A 19,817-nucleotide genomic window follows, 5' to 3' on the forward strand; every position below is an offset into this window, starting at 1 on the left:
CCGCCACCGCCACCGGCGGACGACTCCCCTGGCGCGCCCCGGCCCGCCCCGACGCACCCCGGCCGCCCGCCCCACCCCCACCTGCACCCCGACGCGCCCGAACCCGCCGGACCTTCCTTGGATTCATACCCCCTAGGGGTATAGTGTGAAGAGTGTGAACCCCCGTGGGCCCCAGCGGCCCCACCCGCCTCGACGAGGAGTAGCGCCATGACCGCCCAGACCGAAACCCCGGGTTCCGTGACCGCCGTCTACCAGGTCAGCGGGATGAGCTGCGGACACTGCGAGGGATCCGTCTCCGGTGAGCTCTCCGGACTCCCCGGCGTCACCTCGGTGAAGGCCGTCGCCTCCAGCGGTGAGGTCACCGTCGTCTCCGCGGCCCCGCTGGACGAGGAGGCCGTGCGCGCCGCCGTCGACGAGGCCGGCTTCGAGCTCGTCGCCAGGGCCTGACCGGCACCCCGTACACGTTTTCCCGAACGGGCCGTGCCGACCAGCTGATACTGGCTCCGCACGGCCCGTTCCGTTCTCTGGAGTACGGACACCATGACCACTACCGTCACAGACACCCCGATAGACGCTCTCGGCGACACGGCGGAGACCACCGCCACCGCCGAGGTCGAGCTGATCGTCGGCGGGATGACCTGCGCGTCCTGCGCGGCCCGCGTCGAGAAGAAGCTCAACCGCATGGACGGCGTGACCGCCACGGTCAACTACGCGACGGAGAAGGCGAAGGTCACCTACCCCGCCGGGCTCCAGGTCGCCGACCTGATCGCGACCGTCGTGAAGACGGGGTACACGGCCGAGGAACCGGCCCCGCCGGAGCCCGAGCCGCTGGAGCAGGCACCGGCGGCGGACCCCGAGCTCGTGGCCCTGCGCCACCGCCTCCTCGTCTCCACAGCGCTCGCCGTCCCCGTCGTGCTGCTCTCGATGGTTCCCGCGTGGCAGTTCGACAACTGGCAGTGGCTCTCGCTCACCCTGGCCGCCCCCGTGGCCGTCTGGGGCGGGTGGCCCTTCCACCGGGCCGCCTGGACGAACCTGCGGCACGGCGCGGCGACCATGGACACGCTGGTGTCGGTCGGCACGCTGGCCGCGTTCGGCTGGTCGGTGTGGGCGCTGTTCTTCGGCCACGCGGGCATGCCGGGCATGCGGCACGGCTTCGAGTTCACCCTGTCCCGTACGGACGCCGCCTCGGCGCTCTACCTCGAGGTGGCGGCCGGGGTCACCGTCTTCATCCTGCTGGGCCGCTATCTGGAGGCCCGCTCCAAGCGCCGGGCCGGGGCGGCCCTGCGGGCGCTGCTGGAGCTCGGCGCGAAGGACGTGGCCGTGCTGCGGGGCGGCCGGGAAGTGCGCGTACCGGTGGCGCAGCTGGCTGTCGGGGACCGGTTCGTCGTACGGCCCGGGGAGAAGATCGCGACCGACGGGACGGTCACCGAGGGCGCGTCGGCGGTGGACGCGTCCATGCTGACGGGCGAGTCGGTGCCGGTGGACGTGGCGCCCGGGGACAGGGTGACCGGCGCGACCGTCAACGCCGGGGGCCGGCTCGTCGTCGAGGCGACCCGGGTCGGCGCCGACACCCAGCTCGCGCGGATGGCGCGGCTGGTCGAGGACGCGCAGAACGGCAAGGCCGAGGTGCAGCGGCTCGCCGACCGGATCTCCGGGATCTTCGTGCCCGTGGTGCTGCTGCTGGCGGCCGCCACCTTCGCCTGCTGGCTCGTGGCGACCGGCGACACCGGCGCCGCCTTCACGGCGGCCGTCGCGGTGCTGATCATCGCCTGCCCGTGCGCCCTGGGCCTGGCCACGCCGACCGCGCTGCTGGTCGGCACCGGGCGCGGCGCGCAGCTCGGCATCCTGATCAAGGGCCCCGAGGTGCTGGAGTCCACGCGACGCGTCGACACGGTCGTCCTGGACAAGACGGGGACGGTCACCACCGGCCGGATGACCCTCCAGGAGGTGTACGTCGCCGACGGCACCGACGAGAAGCAGCTGCTGCGGCTCGCGGGCGCCCTGGAGCACGCCTCCGAGCACCCCGTCGCCCGGGCGGTCGCCGCCGGCGCCGAGGAACGGGCCGGGGAGCTGCCGGCCGCCGAGCGCTTCGAGAACGTGCCCGGGCGGGGGGTACGCGGACGCGTGGAGGGTCTCGAGGTGGCCGTGGGGCGCCTCTTCGCGACCCTGCCCGAGGAACTGGCCCGCGCCAAGGACGAGGCCGAGAGGGGTGGCCGTACGGCCGTCGTGGTCGGCTGGGACGGAGCGGCCCGCGGGGTTCTCGCGGTCGCGGACGCGGTCAAGGAGACCAGCGCCGAGGCGGTGCGCGAGCTGCGCGCGCTGGGGCTCACGCCGGTACTGCTGACCGGGGACAACCGGGCGGTGGCCGAGGCCGTGGCGCGCACCGTCGGGATCGACCAGGTGATCGCCGAGGTGCTGCCCGAGGACAAGGTCGCGGCCGTACGGCGGCTCCAGGGCGAGGGGCGGACCGTCGCCATGGTCGGCGACGGCGTCAACGACGCGGCCGCGCTCGCCGTCGCCGACCTGGGCCTGGCGATGGGCACGGGGACCGACGCGGCGATCGAGGCGAGCGATCTGACGCTGGTGCGCGGGGATCTGCGGGTGGCCGCGGACGCCATCCGGCTGTCCCGGCGGACGCTGTCCACGATCAGGGGGAACCTGGTGTGGGCGTTCGGCTACAACGTGGCGGCGCTGCCGCTGGCCGCCGCCGGGCTGCTGAACCCGATGATCGCGGGGGCGGCGATGGCCTTCTCCTCGGTGTTCGTCGTGACGAACAGCCTGCGGTTGCGGTCCTTCCGCTGAGCCAAGCCGAAGTTACCCGAGGTTACCGGGAGTTCGACCCATCGGAAGTGACGGTCCCCCTGGAGTCAGGCGCGAGCCTCACATAAGCTCTTCACAAGGCTCGCGCATCATCCTTACGCACGAGCCCCGATCCGCATATCAGGGCTCTTGCGCATCTATAGGACATATGCAAGAGACGCAGATCACAGTGATGCGAAGGTAACCATCGAAGGGATTCGAAGGTCTAAGTTGGCGATGTCAGGAAGCGTCTTGGGGGGCGCCTTCTGGCATCTGAGGATGTCTTGGGGGACTTCCTCAGAGATGCGTTGCCGGGGCACGCACACCGGGGAGCTTTGAGCGGCCCTCCCAGCGTGCGTTGTCCCGGCAGACCGCACACGCAGTAATACGACGAGTCCTGCTCGTCGCGTTCAACAACCGCACACAGCAATGCAGCGATTCAGGCGCTGTCTTCAGACGCCCGGCCGGATCCCGTGGGGGGAATCCGCACCGGGACATGGGAAGGCGCCCTGTACGCCGGCCCGTGGGGGGACCGGCGGCAGGGCGCCTTCTGCTGTCTTCAGAGCCTTCGGGCCCCTGTGGGGCTCAGCGCCCCTCGACCGGAACGAAGTCGCGCTCGACCACGCCCGTGTAGATCTGCCGCGGGCGGCCGATGCGGGAGCCGGGCTCCTTGATCATCTCGTGCCACTGGGCGATCCAGCCCGGCAGCCGGCCGAGGGCGAACAGGACCGTGAACATCTCGGTCGGGAAGCCCATGGCGCGGTAGATCAGGCCGGTGTAGAAGTCCACGTTCGGGTAGAGGTTGCGCGAGACGAAGTAGTCGTCGGAGAGCGCGTGCTCCTCCAGCTTCAGCGCGATGTCCAGCAGCTCGTCGGACTTGCCGAGAGCCGAGAGGACGTCGTGCGCCGCGGCCTTGATGATCTTGGCGCGCGGGTCGAAGGACTTGTACACCCGGTGGCCGAAGCCCATCAGGCGGACGCCGTCCTCCTTGTTCTTCACCTTGCGGATGAAGGAGTCGACATCGCCGCCGTTGGCCTGGATGCCCTCGAGCATCTCCAGGACGGACTGGTTGGCGCCGCCGTGCAGCGGGCCCCAGAGGGCGTTGATGCCGGCCGAGATCGACGCGAACATGTTCGCCTGCGAGGAACCGACCAGGCGGACCGTGGACGTCGAGCAGTTCTGCTCGTGGTCCGCGTGCAGGATCAGCAGCTTGTCGAGCGCGGAGACGACGACCGGGTCGAGCTCGTACTCCTGGGCCGGCACCGAGAACGTCATGCGCAGGAAGTTCTCGACGTAGCCGAGGTCGTTGCGCGGGTAGACGAACGGGTGGCCGATCGACTTCTTGTACGCGTACGCCGCGATCGTCGGGAGCTTGGCGAGCAGCCGGATCGTGGAGAGGTTGCGCTGCTTCTCGTCGAACGGGTTGTGACTGTCCTGGTAGAACGTCGACAGCGCCGAGACGACCGACGACAGCATGGCCATCGGGTGGGCGTCCCGCGGGAAGCCCTTGTAGAAGTTCTTGACGTCCTCGTGCAGCAGGGTGTGCTGCGTGATCTCGTTCTTGAACGAGGTGAGCTCGTCGACGGTCGGCAGCTCGCCGTTGATCAGCAGGTAGGCGACCTCCACGAAGGTGGAGCGCTCGGCCAGCTGCTCGATCGGGTAGCCGCGGTACCGGAGAATTCCCGCCTCGCCGTCGAGGTAGGTGATCGCGGATTTATAGGCTGCGGTGTTGCCGTAGCCGCTGTCCAGAGTCACGAGGCCGGTCTGGGCCCGGAGCTTCCCGATGTCGAAGCCCTTGTCACCGACGGTGCTGTCGATCACCGGGTAGGTGTACTCGCCGTCGCCGTACCGCAGTACTACAGAGTTGTCGCTCACGTCTTCCCTCACCGACGTTGTGCCTCATCTTCGAGGTTGCCCTGACTGTCTCTACCATCCCCCATTTGGCGCACGAGAGTGCACTCGGGGTCGACCATTGGGCTTATCGGCGGCACTCAGTGCCGTCAACTTGGACATCGTGCCCCCTTCATCGCGCATCTGGAAGTGCTCTGTGACCTTCACGACTCATTTGATCGATCATTTTTTGTGATCGGCGCCCCGGAGTGAGGTCGACGCAGGGCGGACACCAGGGCCGGCGGGGGCTACCGGGTGGGCCGACCTGCACATCAGGAGCCGGCCAGCCTGAAGTCCAGCGCCGTACAGCGCCGTCCCGCCGACACCGTGCGCACCGCCTGGCCGATCGCCTTGCGTGAACCCACGAGCACGACCAGCTTCTTGGCCCGGGTGACCGCCGTGTACAGCAGGTTCCGCTGGAGCATCATCCATGCACCGGTGGTGACGGGGATCACCACGGCGGGATATTCACTTCCCTGCGAGCGGTGGATGGTCACCGCGTAGGCGTGGGCCAGCTCGTCCAGTTCGTCGAATTCGTACGCCACCTCCTCGTCCTCGTCCGTCAGCACGGTGAGGCGCTGGTCGACCGGGTCGAGCGAGGTGACCACGCCCACGGTGCCGTTGAAGACGCCGTTGGCGCCCTTCTCGTAGTTGTTTCGGATCTGGGTGACCTTGTCGCCGACCCGGAAGACCCGGCCGCCGAACCGCTTCTCCGGCAGGTCGGGGCGGCCGGGCGTGACCGCCTGCTGGAGCAGGCCGTTGAGTGCGCCGGCACCTGCCGGGCCGCGGTGCATGGGCGCCAGCACCTGGACGTCCCGGCGCGGGTCGAGCCCGAACCTGGCGGGAATACGGCGGGCCGCCACGTCCACCGTGAGCCGGCCGGCCTCCTCCGTGTCGTCCTCGACGAACAGGAAGAAGTCCTTCAGGCCGTCGGTGAGCGGGTGCTGTCCGGAGTTGATGCGGTGCGCGTTCGTCACCACACCCGACTGCTGGGCCTGGCGGAAGACGCGGGTGAGGCGGACGGCGGGGACGGGGCTGCCGTCGGCCAGGAGGTCCCTGAGCACCTCCCCCGCGCCGACGCTGGGGAGTTGGTCGACGTCGCCGACGAAGAGCAGGTGGGCGCCCGGGGGCACCGCCTTGACCAGCTTGTTGGCCAGCAGCAGGTCCAGCATGGACGCCTCGTCGACCACCACGAGGTCGGCGTCCAGCGGCCGGTCCCGGTCGTACGCCGCGTCCCCGCCGGGCTTGAGCTCCAGCAGCCGGTGGACGGTGGAGGCCTCGGCGCCGGTGAGCTCGGCCAGGCGCTTGGCGGCCCGGCCGGTGGGCGCGGCCAGCACGACCTTCGCCCGCTTGGCGCGGGCCAGTTCGACGATCGAGCGGACCGTGAAGGACTTGCCGCAGCCGGGGCCCCCGGTGAGGACGGCGACCTTCTCGGTGAGCGCCAGCCGGACCGCGGCCTCCTGCTCGGGGGCGAGTTCGGCCCCCGTACGCCCCTTGAGCCAGGCGAGCGCCTTGTCCCAGGCCACGTCGTGGAAGGCCGGCATCCGGTCGGCGTCCGTACGCAGCAGGCGCAACAGCTGGGCGGAGAGGGAGAGTTCGGCGCGGTGGAACGGGACGAGGTAGACCGCGGTGACGGGTTCGCCGCCGTCCTGTCCAGGCACCTTCTCCCGTACGACACCGGGGTCTTCGCCGTCCTGCGCGGGTCCCGCGAGTTCGGCGAGGCACTCGATGACCAGCCCGGTGTCGACCTGGAGGAGCTTGACCGCGTCGGCGATCAGCCGCTCCTCGGGCAGATAGCAGTGACCCTGGTCGGCGGACTGCGAAAGGGCGTACTGCAGACCCGCCTTGACGCGGTCCGGGCTGTCGTGCGGGATGCCGACGGACTGGGCGATCCGGTCGGCGGTGAGGAAGCCGATGCCCCAGACGTCGGAGGCCAGCCGGTAGGGCTGGTTCTTCACGACGGAGATCGAGGCGTCGCCGTACTTCTTGTAGATGCGCACCGCGATCGACGTCGAGACCTCGACGCTCTGGAGGAAGAGCATGACCTCCTTGATCGCCTTCTGCTCCTCCCAGGCGTCGGCGATCTTCCTGGTCCGCTTGGGCCCGAGCCCCGGCACCTCGATGAGCCGCTTGGGCTCCTCCTCGATGATCTGGAGGGTGTCGATGCCGAAGTGCTGGGTGATGCGGTCGGCGAAGACCGGACCGATGCCTTTGACCAGGCCGGATCCCAGGTAGCGGCGGATGCCCTGGACGGTGGCGGGGAGCACGGTCGTGTAGTTCTCCACCGTGAACTGCTTGCCGTACTGGGGGTGCGAGCCCCAGCGGCCCTCCATCCGCAGGGACTCCCCGACCTGGGCGCCGAGCAGCGCGCCCACGACCGTGAGGAGGTCGCCGCCACCTCGGCCGGTGTCGACCCGGGCGACCGTGTAGCCGTTCTCCTCGTTGGCGTACGTGATGCGCTCCAGGACGCCTTCGAGCACGGCCAGGCCCCGCTCCGCGCTCCCCGCCTGGCTCCCCGCCTGGCTCCCCGCCTGATTGGACATGATCCGACGGTACCGGCGCGCTCTGACAGCGCGGGCGGCCCGTGGACCACGCTCACCTGAGCGGGAATTATCACGATCTGGTCTCAGCATGTGGTTGAGGTCTTGATTAACCCGCGTGTAATCGATTCCAATCCTCCGTACACGTCGATGTAATCGATTCCACGAGGAGGTGGAACGGCGATGGCGAGCATCAAGGATGTCGCCGCCGAGGCAGGCGTCTCCGTAGCCACGGTGTCGCGCGTGCTGAACGACCATCCGTCGGTCAGCGCCGACGCACGCACTCGCGTGCTGGCCGCCGTGGCGGCGCTGGGCTACCGCCCGAACGCCGTCGCCCGGTCGTTGCGCACCGATCAGACCCGCACTCTCGGCCTGGTCATCAGCGATGTGATGAACCCGTACTTCACCGAGCTGGCCCGTTCCGTCGAGGAGGAGGCTCGCGCGCTCGGCTACAGCGTCATCATCGGCAACGCCGACGAGCGGCCCGACCTCCAGGACCACCACGTACGGACCCTGCTGGACCGCCGGATCGACGGGCTGCTCGTCTCCCCCACCGACGGCGGCTCGCCGCTGATGCTGGACGCCGCGCGCGCGGGGACGCCGATGGTCTTCGTGGACCGGTGGATACCCGGCGTGGACGTGCCCGTCGTCCGGGCGGACGGACGCGCGGCCGTACGCGACCTCGTCGCCCATCTGCACGGGCTCGGACACCGCCGGCTCGCAATCATCGCGGGCCCCGCCGCCACCACCACCGGCAGCGAGCGCGTCCAGGCCTTCCGGGAGGCCATGGCCGAGTACGGACTCCCCCTCCAGGACGCCTACATAGGCCAGGGCGACTTCCAGGCCGAGAGCGGACGACGGGTGACCGAGGGCTTCCTCGACCTCGCCGAACCGCCCGAGGTCGTCTTCGCCGCGGACAACCTGATGGCGCTCGGCGCGCTGGACGCCGTCCGCGCGCGCGGGATGCGGGTTCCCGACGACATCGCGCTCGCCGCGTTCGACGACATCCCGTGGTTCGTGCACACCGATCCGCCGATCACCGCGGTCGCCCAGCCCACGGGCGATCTGGGACGCGCCGCCGTGCGCGCGCTCGTCGCCCGCATGGAGGGACGGCCCCCCGAGTCCGTCGCCCTCACCGCCCGTCTCGTCGTACGCCGTTCGTGCGGCGAGCCGGCTCCCCAGGAGCAGTCCCCCGTAACGAACAGGAGCCAGTCGTGAGCAACGCGGACGAGTTGCTGCGCATCGAAGGCATACGCAAGACCTTCCCCGGTGTGGTCGCGCTCGACGGAGTCGACTTCGACCTGCGCCGGGGCGAGGTGCATGTGCTGCTCGGTGAGAACGGCGCGGGCAAGAGCACGCTGATCAAGATGCTCTCCGGCGCCTACCGCCCCGATGGCGGGCGCATTCTGGTCGGCGACGAGGAGGTGCGCATCCACGGGGCGCAGGACTCCGAACGCCTCGGGATCGCCACCATCTACCAGGAGTTCAACCTCGTTCCCGATCTGACGGTCGCCGAGAACATCTTCCTGGGGCGGCAGCCACGCCGCTTCGGGATGATCGACCGCAAGCGGATGGAGGCGGACGCGGCCGGACTGCTCGAACGGGTCGGCGTCGACGTGTCGCCCCGCGCCCGCGTGCGTGAGCTCGGCATCGCGCGTCTGCAGATGGTCGAGATCGCGAAGGCGCTCAGCCTCGACACCCGCGTGCTCATCATGGACGAACCGACCGCCGTGCTCACCTCCGAGGAGGTCGAGAAGCTCTTCGCCATCGTGCGCAAGCTGCGCGAGGACGGCGTCGGGATCGTGTTCATCACGCACCACCTGGAGGAGATCGCCGCTCTGGGAGACCGCGTCACCGTCATCCGCGACGGCAAGAGTGTCGGGCAGGTCCCGGCCTCCACGCCCGAGGACGAACTCGTACGGCTCATGGTGGGGCGTTCGATCGAACAGCAGTACCCGCGGAAGCGGCCCGACACGGGCCCCGCGCTGCTCACGGTCGAGGGGCTCACCCGAGACGGCGGCTTCCACGACGTGAGCTTCCAGGTGCACGCGGGCGAGGTCGTCGGCATCGCGGGGCTGGTCGGCGCCGGCCGTACGGAGGTCGTACGGGCCGTCTTCGGAGCCGACACCTACGACAAGGGCGCCGTGCAGGTGGCCGGTGCCAAGCTGCGCCGGCACGACGTCAACGCCGCCATGACCGCCGGGATCGGGCTCGTCCCCGAGGACCGCAAGGGTCAGGGGCTGGTGCTCGACGCGTCCGTCGAGGAGAACCTCGGACTGGTGACGATGCGGGCGGCGACCCATGCCGGGCTCGTCGACCTCAAGGGCCAGCGCGAGGCGGCGGCCCGGATCGCCGAGCAGCTCGGGGTGCGGATGGCCGGTCTCGGCCAGCACGTGCGCACGCTCTCCGGCGGCAACCAGCAGAAGGTCGTCATCGGCAAGTGGCTGCTCGCCGACACCAAGGTCCTGATCCTCGACGAGCCGACGCGCGGTATCGACGTCGGCGCGAAGGTCGAGATCTATCAGCTCATCAACGAGCTCACGGCGGCCGGTGCCGCCGTCCTGATGGTCTCCAGCGACCTGCCGGAGGTGCTCGGCATGAGCGACCGGGTGCTGGTGATGGCCCAGGGCCGGATCGCCGGCGAACTCACGGCCGACGAGGCCACCCAGGACGCGGTCATGGCACTGGCCGTCAGCACGAACAACGACAAGACCGAGAAGGAGGCCAACCGTGGCCACTGACACGCTCAAGAGCAAGACAGGCGCCGGCGGCGCCGGGGCGGTCCGTCGCCTCCTGCTCGACAACGGCGCCCTCACCGCGCTGATCGTCCTCGTCGTCGCCATGTCGGCGCTGTCCGGGGACTTCCTGACCACGGACAACCTGCTCAACGTCGGCGTCCAGGCCGCCGTCACCGCCATCCTCGCCTTCGGCGTCACCTTCGTGATCGTCGCGGCGGGCATCGACCTGTCGGTCGGCTCGGTGGCCGCGCTCTCGGCGACCGTGCTCGCCTGGAGCGCCACCTCGCACGGCGTCCCGGTGGTGCTCGCGGTCCTGCTCGCGATCGCCACGGGCATCGTGTGCGGCCTGGTCAACGGCTTCCTGATCGCGTACGGGAAACTGCCTCCGTTCATCGCGACGCTCGCCATGCTCTCGGTGGGCCGCGGCCTGTCGCTGGTGATCTCCGGTGGATCGCCGATCCCCTTCCCGTCCTCCGTCTCGCACCTCGGTGACACGCTCGGCGGCTGGCTGCCGGTGCCGGTCCTCGTGATGATCGTGATGGGTCTCATCGCCGCGGTCGTGCTCGGCCGGACGTACATCGGCCGGTCCATGTACGCGATCGGCGGCAACGAGGAGGCCGCCCGCCTGTCGGGTCTGCGCGTGAACAAGCAGAAGCTCGCCATCTACGCCCTCTCCGGTCTGTTCGCCGCCGCCGCGGGCATCGTGCTCGCCTCCCGGCTCTCCTCCGCCCAGCCGCAGGCCGCCTCCGGCTACGAACTGGACGCGATCGCCGCCGTCGTCATCGGCGGTGCCTCGCTCGCGGGCGGCACCGGCAAGGCGTCCGGCACGCTGATCGGCGCGCTGATCCTGGCGGTGCTGCGCAACGGCCTCAACCTGCTGTCCGTGTCGGCGTTCTGGCAGCAGGTCGTCATCGGTGTCGTCATCGCGCTGGCGGTGCTCCTCGACACCCTGCGCCGCAAGGCGGGCGCCACCCCGGTGGCCGGTGCCTCGCAGGGCGGCAGGGGCAAGCAGGCGACGACCTACGCGCTGGCGGCCGTGATCACGGTGGCGATCGTGGGCGCCACCACCTTCCTGCACGGCGGCAACTCGGCCGGATCCAACCCCAAGGTCGGCCTGTCCCTGTCCACGCTGAACAACCCGTTCTTCGTGCAGATCCGGTCCGGCGCCCAGGCCGAGGCGAAGAAGCTGGGCGTGGACCTGACGGTCACGGACGCCCAGAACGACGCCTCCCAGCAGGCCAACCAGCTTCAGAACTTCACCAGTTCGGGCTACAAGGCGATCATCGTCAACCCCGTGGACTCGGACGCGGCGAGCCCCGCCGTGCGTGCCGCCGAAAAGGCGGACATCCCGGTCGTCGCCGTCGACCGTGGCGTCAACAAGGCCAAGACGGACACGCTCGTCGCCTCCGACAACGTCGCGGGCGGCGCGCTGGCCGCCAAGACGATCGCCGAGAAGCTGGGCGGTCAGGGCAAGATCGTGATTCTCCAGGGGCAGCCGGGCACCTCCGCCGCCCGGGAGCGCGCCGCGGGCTTCGCCGAAGGTCTCAAGGCCTACCCGGGGATCAAGGTCGTGGCCCAGCAGCCCGCCGACTTCGACCGCACCAAGGGGCTCGACGTGATGTCGAACCTGCTCCAGGCCCACCCCGACGTCCAGGGCGTCATCGCCGCGAACGACGAGATGGCGCTCGGCGCGATCAAGGCGCTGGGCTCCAAGGCCGGCAAGTCGGTCTCGGTGGTCGGCTTCGACGGCACCCCCGACGGCCTGACGGCGGTCAAGAACGGCACGCTGTACGCGTCGGTGGCGCAGCAGCCGAGCCAGCTGGGCAGGATCGCGGTGGACAACGCCCTGAAGGCCGCCCAGGACAAGAAGGTGGAGACGACCGTGAAGGTGCCGGTCAAGGTGGTCACGAAGGAGAACGTGGCCGGCTTCACCGGCTGACGGATCGGCCACCGGCCGGGCGGCCCTCACCAGGGGCCGCCCGGCCGTCTCAACCCATGTGCTTAGGGAGTCATCTCATGTACGACTACGACCTTCTGGTCGTGGGGTCGGCCAACGCCGACCTGGTGATCGGTGTCGAGCGACGGCCGGGGGCCGGTGAGACGGTGCTCGGTTCCGACCTGGCCGTCCACCCCGGCGGCAAGGGCGCGAACCAGGCGGTCGCCGCCGCCCGGCTCGGGGCGCGTACGGCGCTGCTGGCCCGGGTCGGCGACGACGCGTACGGCCGGCTGCTCCTGGACGCGCAGCGGGCCGCCGGGGTGGACACGGTGGGCGTCCTGGCCGGCGGTGCGCCGACCGGGGTCGCGCTGATCACGGTGGACCCGTCCGGGGACAACAGCATCGTGGTGTCGCCGGGCGCGAACGGAAAGCTCGCACCGGCGGACGTCCGGGGCGCGGAAAGCCTGTTCCGGGCCTCGCGAGTGGTCTCGGCGCAGCTGGAGATCCCGCTGGAGACGGTCGTCGAGGCGGTCCGGAACCTGGCGCCGGACAGCCGGTTCGTGCTGAACCCGTCGCCGCCGCGTCCGCTGCCGGACGAGGTGCTGGCGGCGTGCGACCCGCTGATCGTGAACGAGCACGAGGCGAAGGTGATCCTCGGCGGGTCCGGTGCGGGCGACGAGCCCGCCGACTGGGCGCGCGCCCTGCTGGCGAAGGGGCCGCGCTCGGTGGTCGTCACCCTGGGCGGCGAGGGCGCGCTGGTGGCCGACGCGGAGGGTGTCACCCGGATCCCCTCCGTGCGGGTGGAGGCCGTGGACACCACGGGCGCCGGTGACGCGTTCACCGCGGCGCTGGCCTGGAAGCTGGGCACGGGCTCGTCCCTCGCGCAGGCCGCGACGTACGCGGCCCGGGTCGGCGCGGCCGCGGTGACGAAGCGGGGCGCGCAGGAGTCGTTCCCGACGGCGGCGGAGGCGGAGGCGCTCTGCCGTGCCGTTCCGGAGGAAGACCCCCGGACCCCCGGCAGGACGAGCGGCTCGGGCAGCGCGGCCGGAACCTCGCCGGAAGGTGATTCCCGGTGAAGCGGGCTGGAATCCTGAACCGGCATCTCTCGGCGGCGCTGGCCGAGTTGGGGCACGGCGACGGGGTGCTGGTGTGTGACGCAGGCATGCCGATACCGGACGGACCGCGCGTGGTGGACCTGGCGTTCCGGGCCGGGGTGCCGTCCTTCGCCGAGGTCCTGGACGGGCTGATGGCCGAGCTGGTGATCGAGGGCGGCACGGCGGCGACGGAGGTGCGGTCGGCGAATCCGGCGGCGGCCGCGCTGCTGGACGGGTACTTCCCCGGGCTGGTGCTGGTGTCGCACGAGCGGCTCAAGGAACTGTCGGCGGGCGCCCGGCTGGTGGTCCGCACGGGCGAGGCACGGCCGTACGCGAACGTGCTGCTGCGCTGCGGCGTGTTCTTCTGACCGCTGTCGCGTGTGCCGGGGTCGCCGCTGTCGCGTGTGCCGGGGTCGCTCGTGGCGCCGTGGCCCGCGCCGGGGTCGCTCGTGCCGGTGCGCCCGTGCCGGGGTCGCCCGCGTGAAAGCTTCGAGGGGGCCCGGTCCGTCGACCTGACCCCCTCGGCTCTTCCCCTCCGTATCAGAACCCCCGCGATCCCCCCAGATCCCCCTCCAAAGGTCCTGATGCCAAGTACGACCCGCCAAGCGCGGGAAGGGTTGCACGGTCTCCGGGATTTTTTTCCGCCCGATGTCGTGCAGAGCGTGGTGAGCGGCCACCGAGCGGGCCGCTGGTCGCCGTGCGCCCGCACGGCGACCGCCGGCGCGGCCGGGCCCGCGCCCCGCAGCCCCGCAGCCCCGCAGCCCCGCAGCCCCGCAGCCCCGCAGCCCCGCAGCCCCTCAGGTCCTCAGGTCCGAGGCACTCACGTGCCCCGGTTCACGTGTTCGGTGAATCGATGCGCCGTCTCCGTCAGGACCTCGCGGCCGTCGCGTGCCCACAGGCCCTCGTTGAAGAGTTCGACCTCGATGGGTCCGGTGTAGCCGGCCGCGTCCACGTGGGCCTTCCACTCCCGCAGGTCGATCGCGCCGTCGCCGAGCTGCCCACGGCCGTCGAGGACGCCCTCGGGCAGGGGGGTGGTCCAGTCGGCGAGCTGGAAGGAGTGGATACGGCCTCCGGCGCCCGCGCGGGCGATCTGGGCGGGCGCCCGGTCGTCCCACCAGACGTGGTATGTGTCGACCGTGACACCCACCTGGTGCGCGGGGAAGCGTTCCGCCAGGTCCAGGGCCTGGGTGAGGGTGGAGACCACGCAGCGGTCGGAGGCGTACATGGGGTGCAGGGCCTCGATCGCGAGGCGGACGCCATGGGACTCGGCGTAGGGGCCCAGTTCCGCGAGGGCGTCGGCGATCCGCTCCCGGGCGCCGTACAGGTCCCTGGAGCCGGCGGGGAGGCCGCCGCCGACCAGGACGAGGGTGTCCGTGCCCAGCGTGGCCGCCTCGTCGACGGCGCGACGGTTGTCGGCGAGGGCCGCCGCCCGTTCGGCCGGGTCGATCGCCGTGAGGAAGCCGCCCCGGCACAGGGTGGTGACGGCGAGACCCGCGTCGCGGACCAGCTTCGCCGCCGCCTCCACGCCGTACGCCTGGACCGGCTCGCGCCACAGGCCCACGCCTGGCACCCCCAGCTCCCGGCAGGCGTCGGCCAGTTCGGGCAGCGACAGCTGCCTGACCGTCATCTGGTTGATGCTGAAGCGGGCGAGTTCGTCGGTCACTGGTTCACTCCGTACAGGGCGAGCAGGGTCCGCATCCGCTCCTGCGCCCGCTTCGGGTCGGGGAACAGGCCCAGTCCGTCGGCGAGTTCGTAGGCGCGGGCGAGGTGCGGGAGGGAGCGGGCCGACTGCAGGCCGCCGACCATCGTGAAGTGGGTCTGGTGGCCGGCCAGCCACGCGAGCAGGACCACGCCCGTCTTGTAGAAGCGGGTGGGCGCCTGGAAGAGGTGGCGGGACAGCTCGACGGTCGGGTCGAGGAGCCCGCGGAATCCCGTCACGTCCCCGGTGTCCAGGACGCGTACGGCCTCCGCCGCGAGCGGGCCGAGCGGGTCGAAGACACCGAGCAGGGCGTGGCTGAAGCCCCGCTCGTCGCCCGCGATCAGCTCGGGATAGTGGAAGTCGTCGCCGGTGTAGCAGCGGACGCCCTCGGGCAGCCGGCGGCGCAGGTCGACCTCTCGCCGGGCGTCCAGGAGGGAGACCTTGATGCCGTCGACCTTGCCGGGGTGGGCGGCGATGACGTCCAGGAACGTCTCGGTGGCCGCGTCGAGGTCCGTCGACCCCCAGTAGCCCTCCAGCGCCGGGTCGAACATCGGGCCCAGCCAGTGCAGGATCACCGGCTCGGCGGCCTGGCGCAGCAGGTGGCCGTAGACCTCCAGGTAGTCCTCGGGTCCCGAGGCGGCGGCGGCCAGCGCGCGGGACGCCATCAGGATCGCCTGGGCGCCCGACTCCTCGACCAGGGCGAGCTGTTCCTCGTAGGCCCGGCGGATCTCGGCCGGTGAGCCGCCGCCGGTGAGCTGGTCGGTGCCGACGCCGCAGGCGATGCGGCCGCCGACCGACCTGGCCTCGGCGGCGCTGCGCCGGATCAGCTCGGCCGCGCCCGCCCAGTCCAGGCCCATGCCGCGCTGGGCGGTGTCCATGGCCTCGGCGACCCCGAGCCCGTGGGACCACAGATGGCGGCGGAAGGCGAGGGTGGCGTCCCAGTCGACGGCCGCCGGGGAGTCGGGGCCGACATCGGCGAACGGGTCGGCGACGACGTGCGCCGCCGAGAAGACCGTACGGGAGGTGAAGGGGATGCCGGGCGTGACGTCCAGGGGTTCGGTGCGGGGCTCGTAGGTCCGCAGTCCGCCCGCCGGGCCGGGGAGCCGGATGGTCACAGCGAGATCTCCGGTACGTCGAGGCGGCGGCCCTCGGCCGAGGACCGCAGGCCCAGTTCGGCGAGCTGCACGCCACGGGCGCCGGCGAGGAGGTCCCAGTGGTAGGGGGCGTCGGCGTAGACGTGCCGCAGGAACAGCTCCCACTGGGCCTTGAAGCCGTTGGCGAACTCGGCGTTGTCCGGGACCTCCTGCCACTGGTCGCGGAAGACCTCGGTGGCGGGGATGTCCGGGTTCCAGACCGGCTTGGGAGTGGCGGAGCGGTGCTGGGCGCGGCAGCTGCGCAGACCCGCGACGGCCGAGCCCTCCGTGCCGTCCACCTGGAACTCGACGAGCTCGTCCCGGTTGACGCGGACCGCCCAGGACGAGTTGATCTGCGCGATCGCGCCGCCTTCGAGTTCGAAGATGCCGTACGCGGCGTCGTCGGCGCTGGCGTCGTAGGGCTTGCCCTGCTCGTCCCAGCGCTGCGGGATGTGGGTGGTGGCGAGGGCCTGGACGGACTTGACCCGGCCGAAGAGCTCGTGCAGGACGTACTCCCAGTGCGGGAACATGTCGGCGACGATGCCGCCGCCGTCCTCGGCACGGTAGTTCCACGAGGGGCGCTGCGCGGGCTGCCAGTCGCCCTCGAAGACCCAGTAGCCGAACTCACCGCGGACGGACAGGATCCGGCCGAAGAAGCCGCCGTCGATCAGGCGCTTCAGCTTGAGCAGGCCCGGCAGGAAGATCTTGTCCTGGACGACGCCGTGCCTGATGCCCTTCTCCTCGGCCAGGCGGGCCAGTTCCAGGGCGCCGTCGAGGCCGGTGGCGGTCGGCTTCTCCGTGTAGACGTGCTTCCCGGCGGTGATCGCCTTCCTGATCGCCTCCTCGCGGGCCGACGTCACCTGGGCGTCGAAGTAGATGTCCACGGCCGGGTCGGCGAGGACCGCGTCCAGGTCCGTCGAGACGTGCTCCAGGCCGTGGCGCTCGGCGAGCGCGCGCAGCGCGTGCTCGCGGCGCCCGACGAGGATCGGTTCCGGCCACAGCACGGTGCCGTCGCCGAGGTCGAGCCCGCCCTGCTCACGGAGGGCCAGCAGGGAGCGGACCAGGTGCTGGCGGTAGCCCATGCGACCGGTCACGCCGTTCATGGCGATACGCACCGTCTTGCGTGTCACGTCAGTCCCTTCGTGGGCGCCGAGCGCCCGGATTCTGGTGTTAACGGGCAACCGCAGCAAGCGCTTTCTATGTAGTGAGAAGCTAGCCTCTGACCGGTGGTCCGGACAAGGCCGTGTCCACTTCGAGTTGTTCGAGGGGGCGAACAACTCGGGTGTGGGGCCGTAAGGTCTGCTCGGACCGCACGACGCCGTCGCTGTGGATCGTGGGCCTGTGCACTCCCTGTACATGCCCTGCGGACGGTCTGTGTGTGCGACGACGTACGGCGAGGTGCGACTCGATGCGCGACCGGAGGACAACGAGATGACGGTGACCCTGGCGGACGTGGCGGCCCGCGCCCAGGTCTCCCCCGCGACGGTGTCGCGCGTACTCAACGGGAACTACCCCGTGGCGGCCTCCACCCGGGAACGGGTGCTGCGGGCGGTGGACGAGCTGGACTACGTGCTGAACGGACCGGCCAGCGCGCTCGCCGCCGCCACCTCCGACCTGGTGGGGATCCTGGTCAACGACATCGCCGACCCGTTCTTCGGGATCATGGCGAGCGCCATCCAGTCCGAGATCGGCGGTCCGGGCGGCCGGGCCGGCGGCGAGCGGCTGGCGGTCGTCTGCAACACGGGCGGCTCCCCGGAGCGCGAACTGACCTATCTCACGCTGCTCCAGCGGCAGCGCGCCGCGGCCGTGGTGCTGACCGGCGGTGCCGTGGAGGACCAGCCGCACGCGGCGGCCGTGGCGGCGAAGCTGCGCAAGCTGGCGGCGGCCGGGACCCGGGTGGTGCTGTGCGGGCGACCGCCCGCGCCGGACACCGGGGCGGTCGCGCTGACCTTCGACAACCGGGGCGGCGGGCGGGAGTTGACCGACCACCTGATCGGACTCGGGCACCGGCGGCTCGGCTACATCGCCGGACCCGAGGAGCGGACGACCACCCGGCACCGGCTGGAGGGACACCGGGCGGCACTGACGGCGGCGGGCATCGACGAGGACCCGCGCTGGACCGTGCACGGCCGCTACGACCGGCGCTCCGGCCACGAGGCGACCCTGGAACTGCTGCGCCGCGACCCGTCCCTCACGGCGGTCGTCGCGGCCAACGACTCCGTCGCCCTGGGCGCCTGCGCGGCGCTGCGCGAGTCCGGGCGGAGGATCCCGGAGGACGTGTCGGTGGCCGGCTTCGACGACCTCCCCTTCAGCATCGACGCGGTGCCGTCCCTGACGACGGTGCGGCTGCCGCTGGCCGAGGCCGGTGCGCGGGCCGGGCGGATCGCGATGGGGCGGGAGGAGCCGCCGCCCGGGGAGATCGCGACGGTTCGGGGGGAGCTGATGGTGCGGGGGTCCTCCGGGGTGCCGCGGGGGTGACCGTACCGTCGGTGTGACTCGCCCCGGCGCTGGTGCGGGCGTCTCGCTGGGGGCTGCCGCCCCCAGACCCCCGCTTCGGCCTGAACGGCCTCGTCCTCAAACGCCGGACGGGCTGAAGAACTCCTGGCCGGCCCAGTCGCAACGCCGGACGGGCTGAGGCGGAACGACGGACGGGCCCAGTCGCAACGCCGGACGGACTGAAGCCGAACGACGGACGGGCCCAGTCGCAACGCCGGACGGACTGAAGCCGAACGACGGACGGACCCAATCGCAACGCCGCACGGACTGAAGCGGAACGCTGGACGGGCCCAAACGCAACGCCAGACGGACTGAAGCCGAACGACGGACGGACCCAATCGCAACGCCGGACGGACTGAAGCGGAACGACGGACGGGCTGCGGCGAGAACCGGTGCCGACTCGGGCGGACCGCGGACAGGCTGTCTCGGGGCTGGTCGTGGCGTGGTGGGCGGCCTACGCTCGGTTCGAGGTATCTCTGACTGAGTCAGCCATCGGATCACCGGGGTCGAGCCATGAGCGTCCAGGACATCCGCTCCTTCAACCGCTTCTACACGAACGTCATCGGCGCCCTCGACTACGGCCGCCACCTGTACGCCCCGTACACCCTCACCGAGTCCCGCGTCCTGTACGAACTCGCGCACTCCCGTCGTACGGACGCGGCCGACCTGCGCGCCGAACTCTCCCTGGACTCCGGCTATCTGAGCCGGATCCTGAACCGCTTCGAGCGGGACGGGCTCGTCGAGCGCGCACCGTCCAAGGACGATCCGCGCCGTCGCCGGGTCACGCTCACCGCGCACGGGCGGGAGGCCGCCGAACTGCTGGACGAGCGGGCCCGGGAGACGGTCGGTTCCCTGCTGGGGAGCGTGGCGCCCGGCGACCGTCCGCGTCTCGCGGAGGCGATGCGCACGATCCGGACCATCCTGGACGAGCGCCGCCCGCCCCGCGCCGAGGACGTGGTCCTGCGCGAGCCGGGACCCGGTGACCTGGGCTGGATCGTGCAGCGCAACGCGGCGCTGTACGCCGCCGAGTACGGGTGGAACACCGACTACGAGGGGCTGGTGGCGAGGATCGTCGCCGACTTCGCCGAGGACCACGACCCGCACCTGGAACGGGTGTGGATCGCCGAGCTCGACGGGCGGCCGGTGGGCTGCGTGATGTGCGTACGGGACGAGGCGCCCGGCACCGCGCGGCTGCGGCTCCTGCTGGTCGAGCCGGACGCGCGCGGCCTGGGGCTCGGGGACCGGCTGGTCACGGCCGTCGTCGCCTTCGCGCGCGAGGTCGGCTACCGGGACCTCGTGCTGTGGACCAACGACGTGCTCGCCGCCGCCCGGCGCGTCTACGGGCGGCACGGCTTCGTCCTCACCGCCGAGACCCCGCACCGTTCCTTCGGCAAGGACCTGGTGGGCCAGGACTGGCGGCTGGACCTGCGCGGGACGGCCGGGTGAGCGGGGCACGAGGGGGCGCGCGGGACGGCGGCGACGAGTAGGGTCG

At 71.4% G+C, this 19,817-nt stretch carries 14 protein-coding genes; 9 read left to right on the plus strand and 5 right to left on the minus strand.

What is annotated here, in order from left to right; translation table 11 throughout:
- The first annotated feature begins 207 nt into the window (after positions 1–207).
- Both ACFV0T_RS05595 and ACFV0T_RS05600 read left to right on the plus strand, forming a co-directional pair.
- Positions 208–447 (plus strand): heavy-metal-associated domain-containing protein, encoded by a 240-nt coding sequence (locus tag ACFV0T_RS05595; RefSeq protein WP_385774759.1) that lies wholly within the window; start codon positions 208–210, stop codon positions 445–447.
- Positions 448–540: 93 nt separating this feature from the next.
- On the plus strand, positions 541–2,802 hold the full coding sequence (locus tag ACFV0T_RS05600) for a heavy metal translocating P-type ATPase (protein WP_385774761.1): 2,262 nt from the start codon (positions 541–543) through the stop codon (positions 2,800–2,802).
- Positions 2,803–3,384: 582 nt separating this feature from the next.
- Here ACFV0T_RS05600 and ACFV0T_RS05605 read toward each other — a convergent pair.
- The gene (locus ACFV0T_RS05605) at positions 3,385–4,674 is read right to left on the minus strand and encodes a citrate synthase (RefSeq protein ID WP_385774763.1); all 1,290 of its coding nucleotides are present in this window, start codon (positions 4,672–4,674) and stop codon (positions 3,385–3,387) included.
- Between the two features lie 287 nt (positions 4,675–4,961).
- Positions 4,962–7,232, minus strand: a complete 2,271-nt coding sequence (locus ACFV0T_RS05610) for an ATP-dependent RecD-like DNA helicase (protein ID WP_385774765.1) — start codon at positions 7,230–7,232, stop codon at positions 4,962–4,964.
- A 180-nt stretch (positions 7,233–7,412) separates the two neighbouring features.
- On the opposite strand from ACFV0T_RS05610, the gene ACFV0T_RS05615 reads away from it, so the two are divergent.
- The 5 genes from ACFV0T_RS05615 to rbsD all read left to right on the plus strand — a co-directional run bounded on the left by ACFV0T_RS05615 (position 7,413) and on the right by rbsD (position 13,365).
- Positions 7,413–8,447: a LacI family DNA-binding transcriptional regulator gene (locus tag ACFV0T_RS05615; protein ID WP_385774767.1), complete on the plus strand. Its 1,035-nt coding sequence runs from the start codon at positions 7,413–7,415 to the stop codon at positions 8,445–8,447.
- Positions 8,444–9,970 (plus strand): sugar ABC transporter ATP-binding protein, encoded by a 1,527-nt coding sequence (locus tag ACFV0T_RS05620; RefSeq protein WP_385774769.1) that lies wholly within the window; start codon positions 8,444–8,446, stop codon positions 9,968–9,970. The genes ACFV0T_RS05615 and ACFV0T_RS05620 overlap by 4 nt, the downstream gene beginning before the upstream one ends.
- Positions 9,960–11,906, plus strand: a complete 1,947-nt coding sequence (locus ACFV0T_RS05625) for a substrate-binding domain-containing protein (protein ID WP_385774770.1) — start codon at positions 9,960–9,962, stop codon at positions 11,904–11,906. The genes ACFV0T_RS05620 and ACFV0T_RS05625 overlap by 11 nt, the downstream gene beginning before the upstream one ends.
- A gap of 77 nt (positions 11,907–11,983) precedes the next feature.
- Positions 11,984–12,979, plus strand: a complete 996-nt coding sequence (locus ACFV0T_RS05630; protein WP_385774772.1) for a ribokinase — start codon at positions 11,984–11,986, stop codon at positions 12,977–12,979.
- The gene (gene rbsD, locus ACFV0T_RS05635; RefSeq protein ID WP_385774774.1) at positions 12,976–13,365 is read left to right on the plus strand and encodes a D-ribose pyranase; all 390 of its coding nucleotides are present in this window, start codon (positions 12,976–12,978) and stop codon (positions 13,363–13,365) included. Before ACFV0T_RS05630 ends, rbsD begins: the two co-directional genes overlap by 4 nt.
- A gap of 452 nt (positions 13,366–13,817) precedes the next feature.
- On the opposite strand, the gene ACFV0T_RS05640 is transcribed toward rbsD, so the two are convergent.
- From ACFV0T_RS05640 to ACFV0T_RS05650, 3 genes are read right to left on the minus strand one after another with little or no spacing between them, the layout of a single operon-like run.
- A complete protein-coding gene (locus ACFV0T_RS05640) occupies positions 13,818–14,624 on the minus strand; it encodes a sugar phosphate isomerase/epimerase family protein (protein ID WP_385775101.1) in 807 nt (268 codons plus the stop codon).
- A gap of 32 nt (positions 14,625–14,656) precedes the next feature.
- Positions 14,657–15,811, minus strand: coding sequence for a dihydrodipicolinate synthase family protein (locus tag ACFV0T_RS05645; RefSeq protein WP_385774776.1), 1,155 nt, complete (start codon positions 15,809–15,811; stop codon positions 14,657–14,659).
- Positions 15,808–16,959, minus strand: coding sequence for a Gfo/Idh/MocA family protein (locus ACFV0T_RS05650; RefSeq protein ID WP_385774779.1), 1,152 nt, complete (start codon positions 16,957–16,959; stop codon positions 15,808–15,810). The genes ACFV0T_RS05645 and ACFV0T_RS05650 overlap by 4 nt, the downstream gene beginning before the upstream one ends.
- A 301-nt stretch (positions 16,960–17,260) precedes the next feature.
- On the opposite strand from ACFV0T_RS05650, the gene ACFV0T_RS05655 reads away from it, so the two are divergent.
- Positions 17,261–18,307 carry a LacI family DNA-binding transcriptional regulator gene (locus ACFV0T_RS05655; protein ID WP_385774781.1) on the plus strand — a complete coding sequence of 349 codons (1,047 nt, stop codon included), beginning with the start codon at positions 17,261–17,263 and terminating at the stop codon, positions 18,305–18,307.
- A 531-nt stretch (positions 18,308–18,838) separates the two neighbouring features.
- Entirely contained in the window at positions 18,839–19,771 is a 933-nt protein-coding gene (locus tag ACFV0T_RS05660) for a GNAT family N-acetyltransferase (RefSeq protein ID WP_385774783.1), read from the plus strand.
- Positions 19,772–19,817 lie beyond the last annotated feature (46 nt).

This window comes from Streptomyces sp. NPDC059582 (genome assembly GCF_042735715.1).
GTDB lineage: Bacteria > Actinomycetota > Actinomycetes > Streptomycetales > Streptomycetaceae > Streptomyces.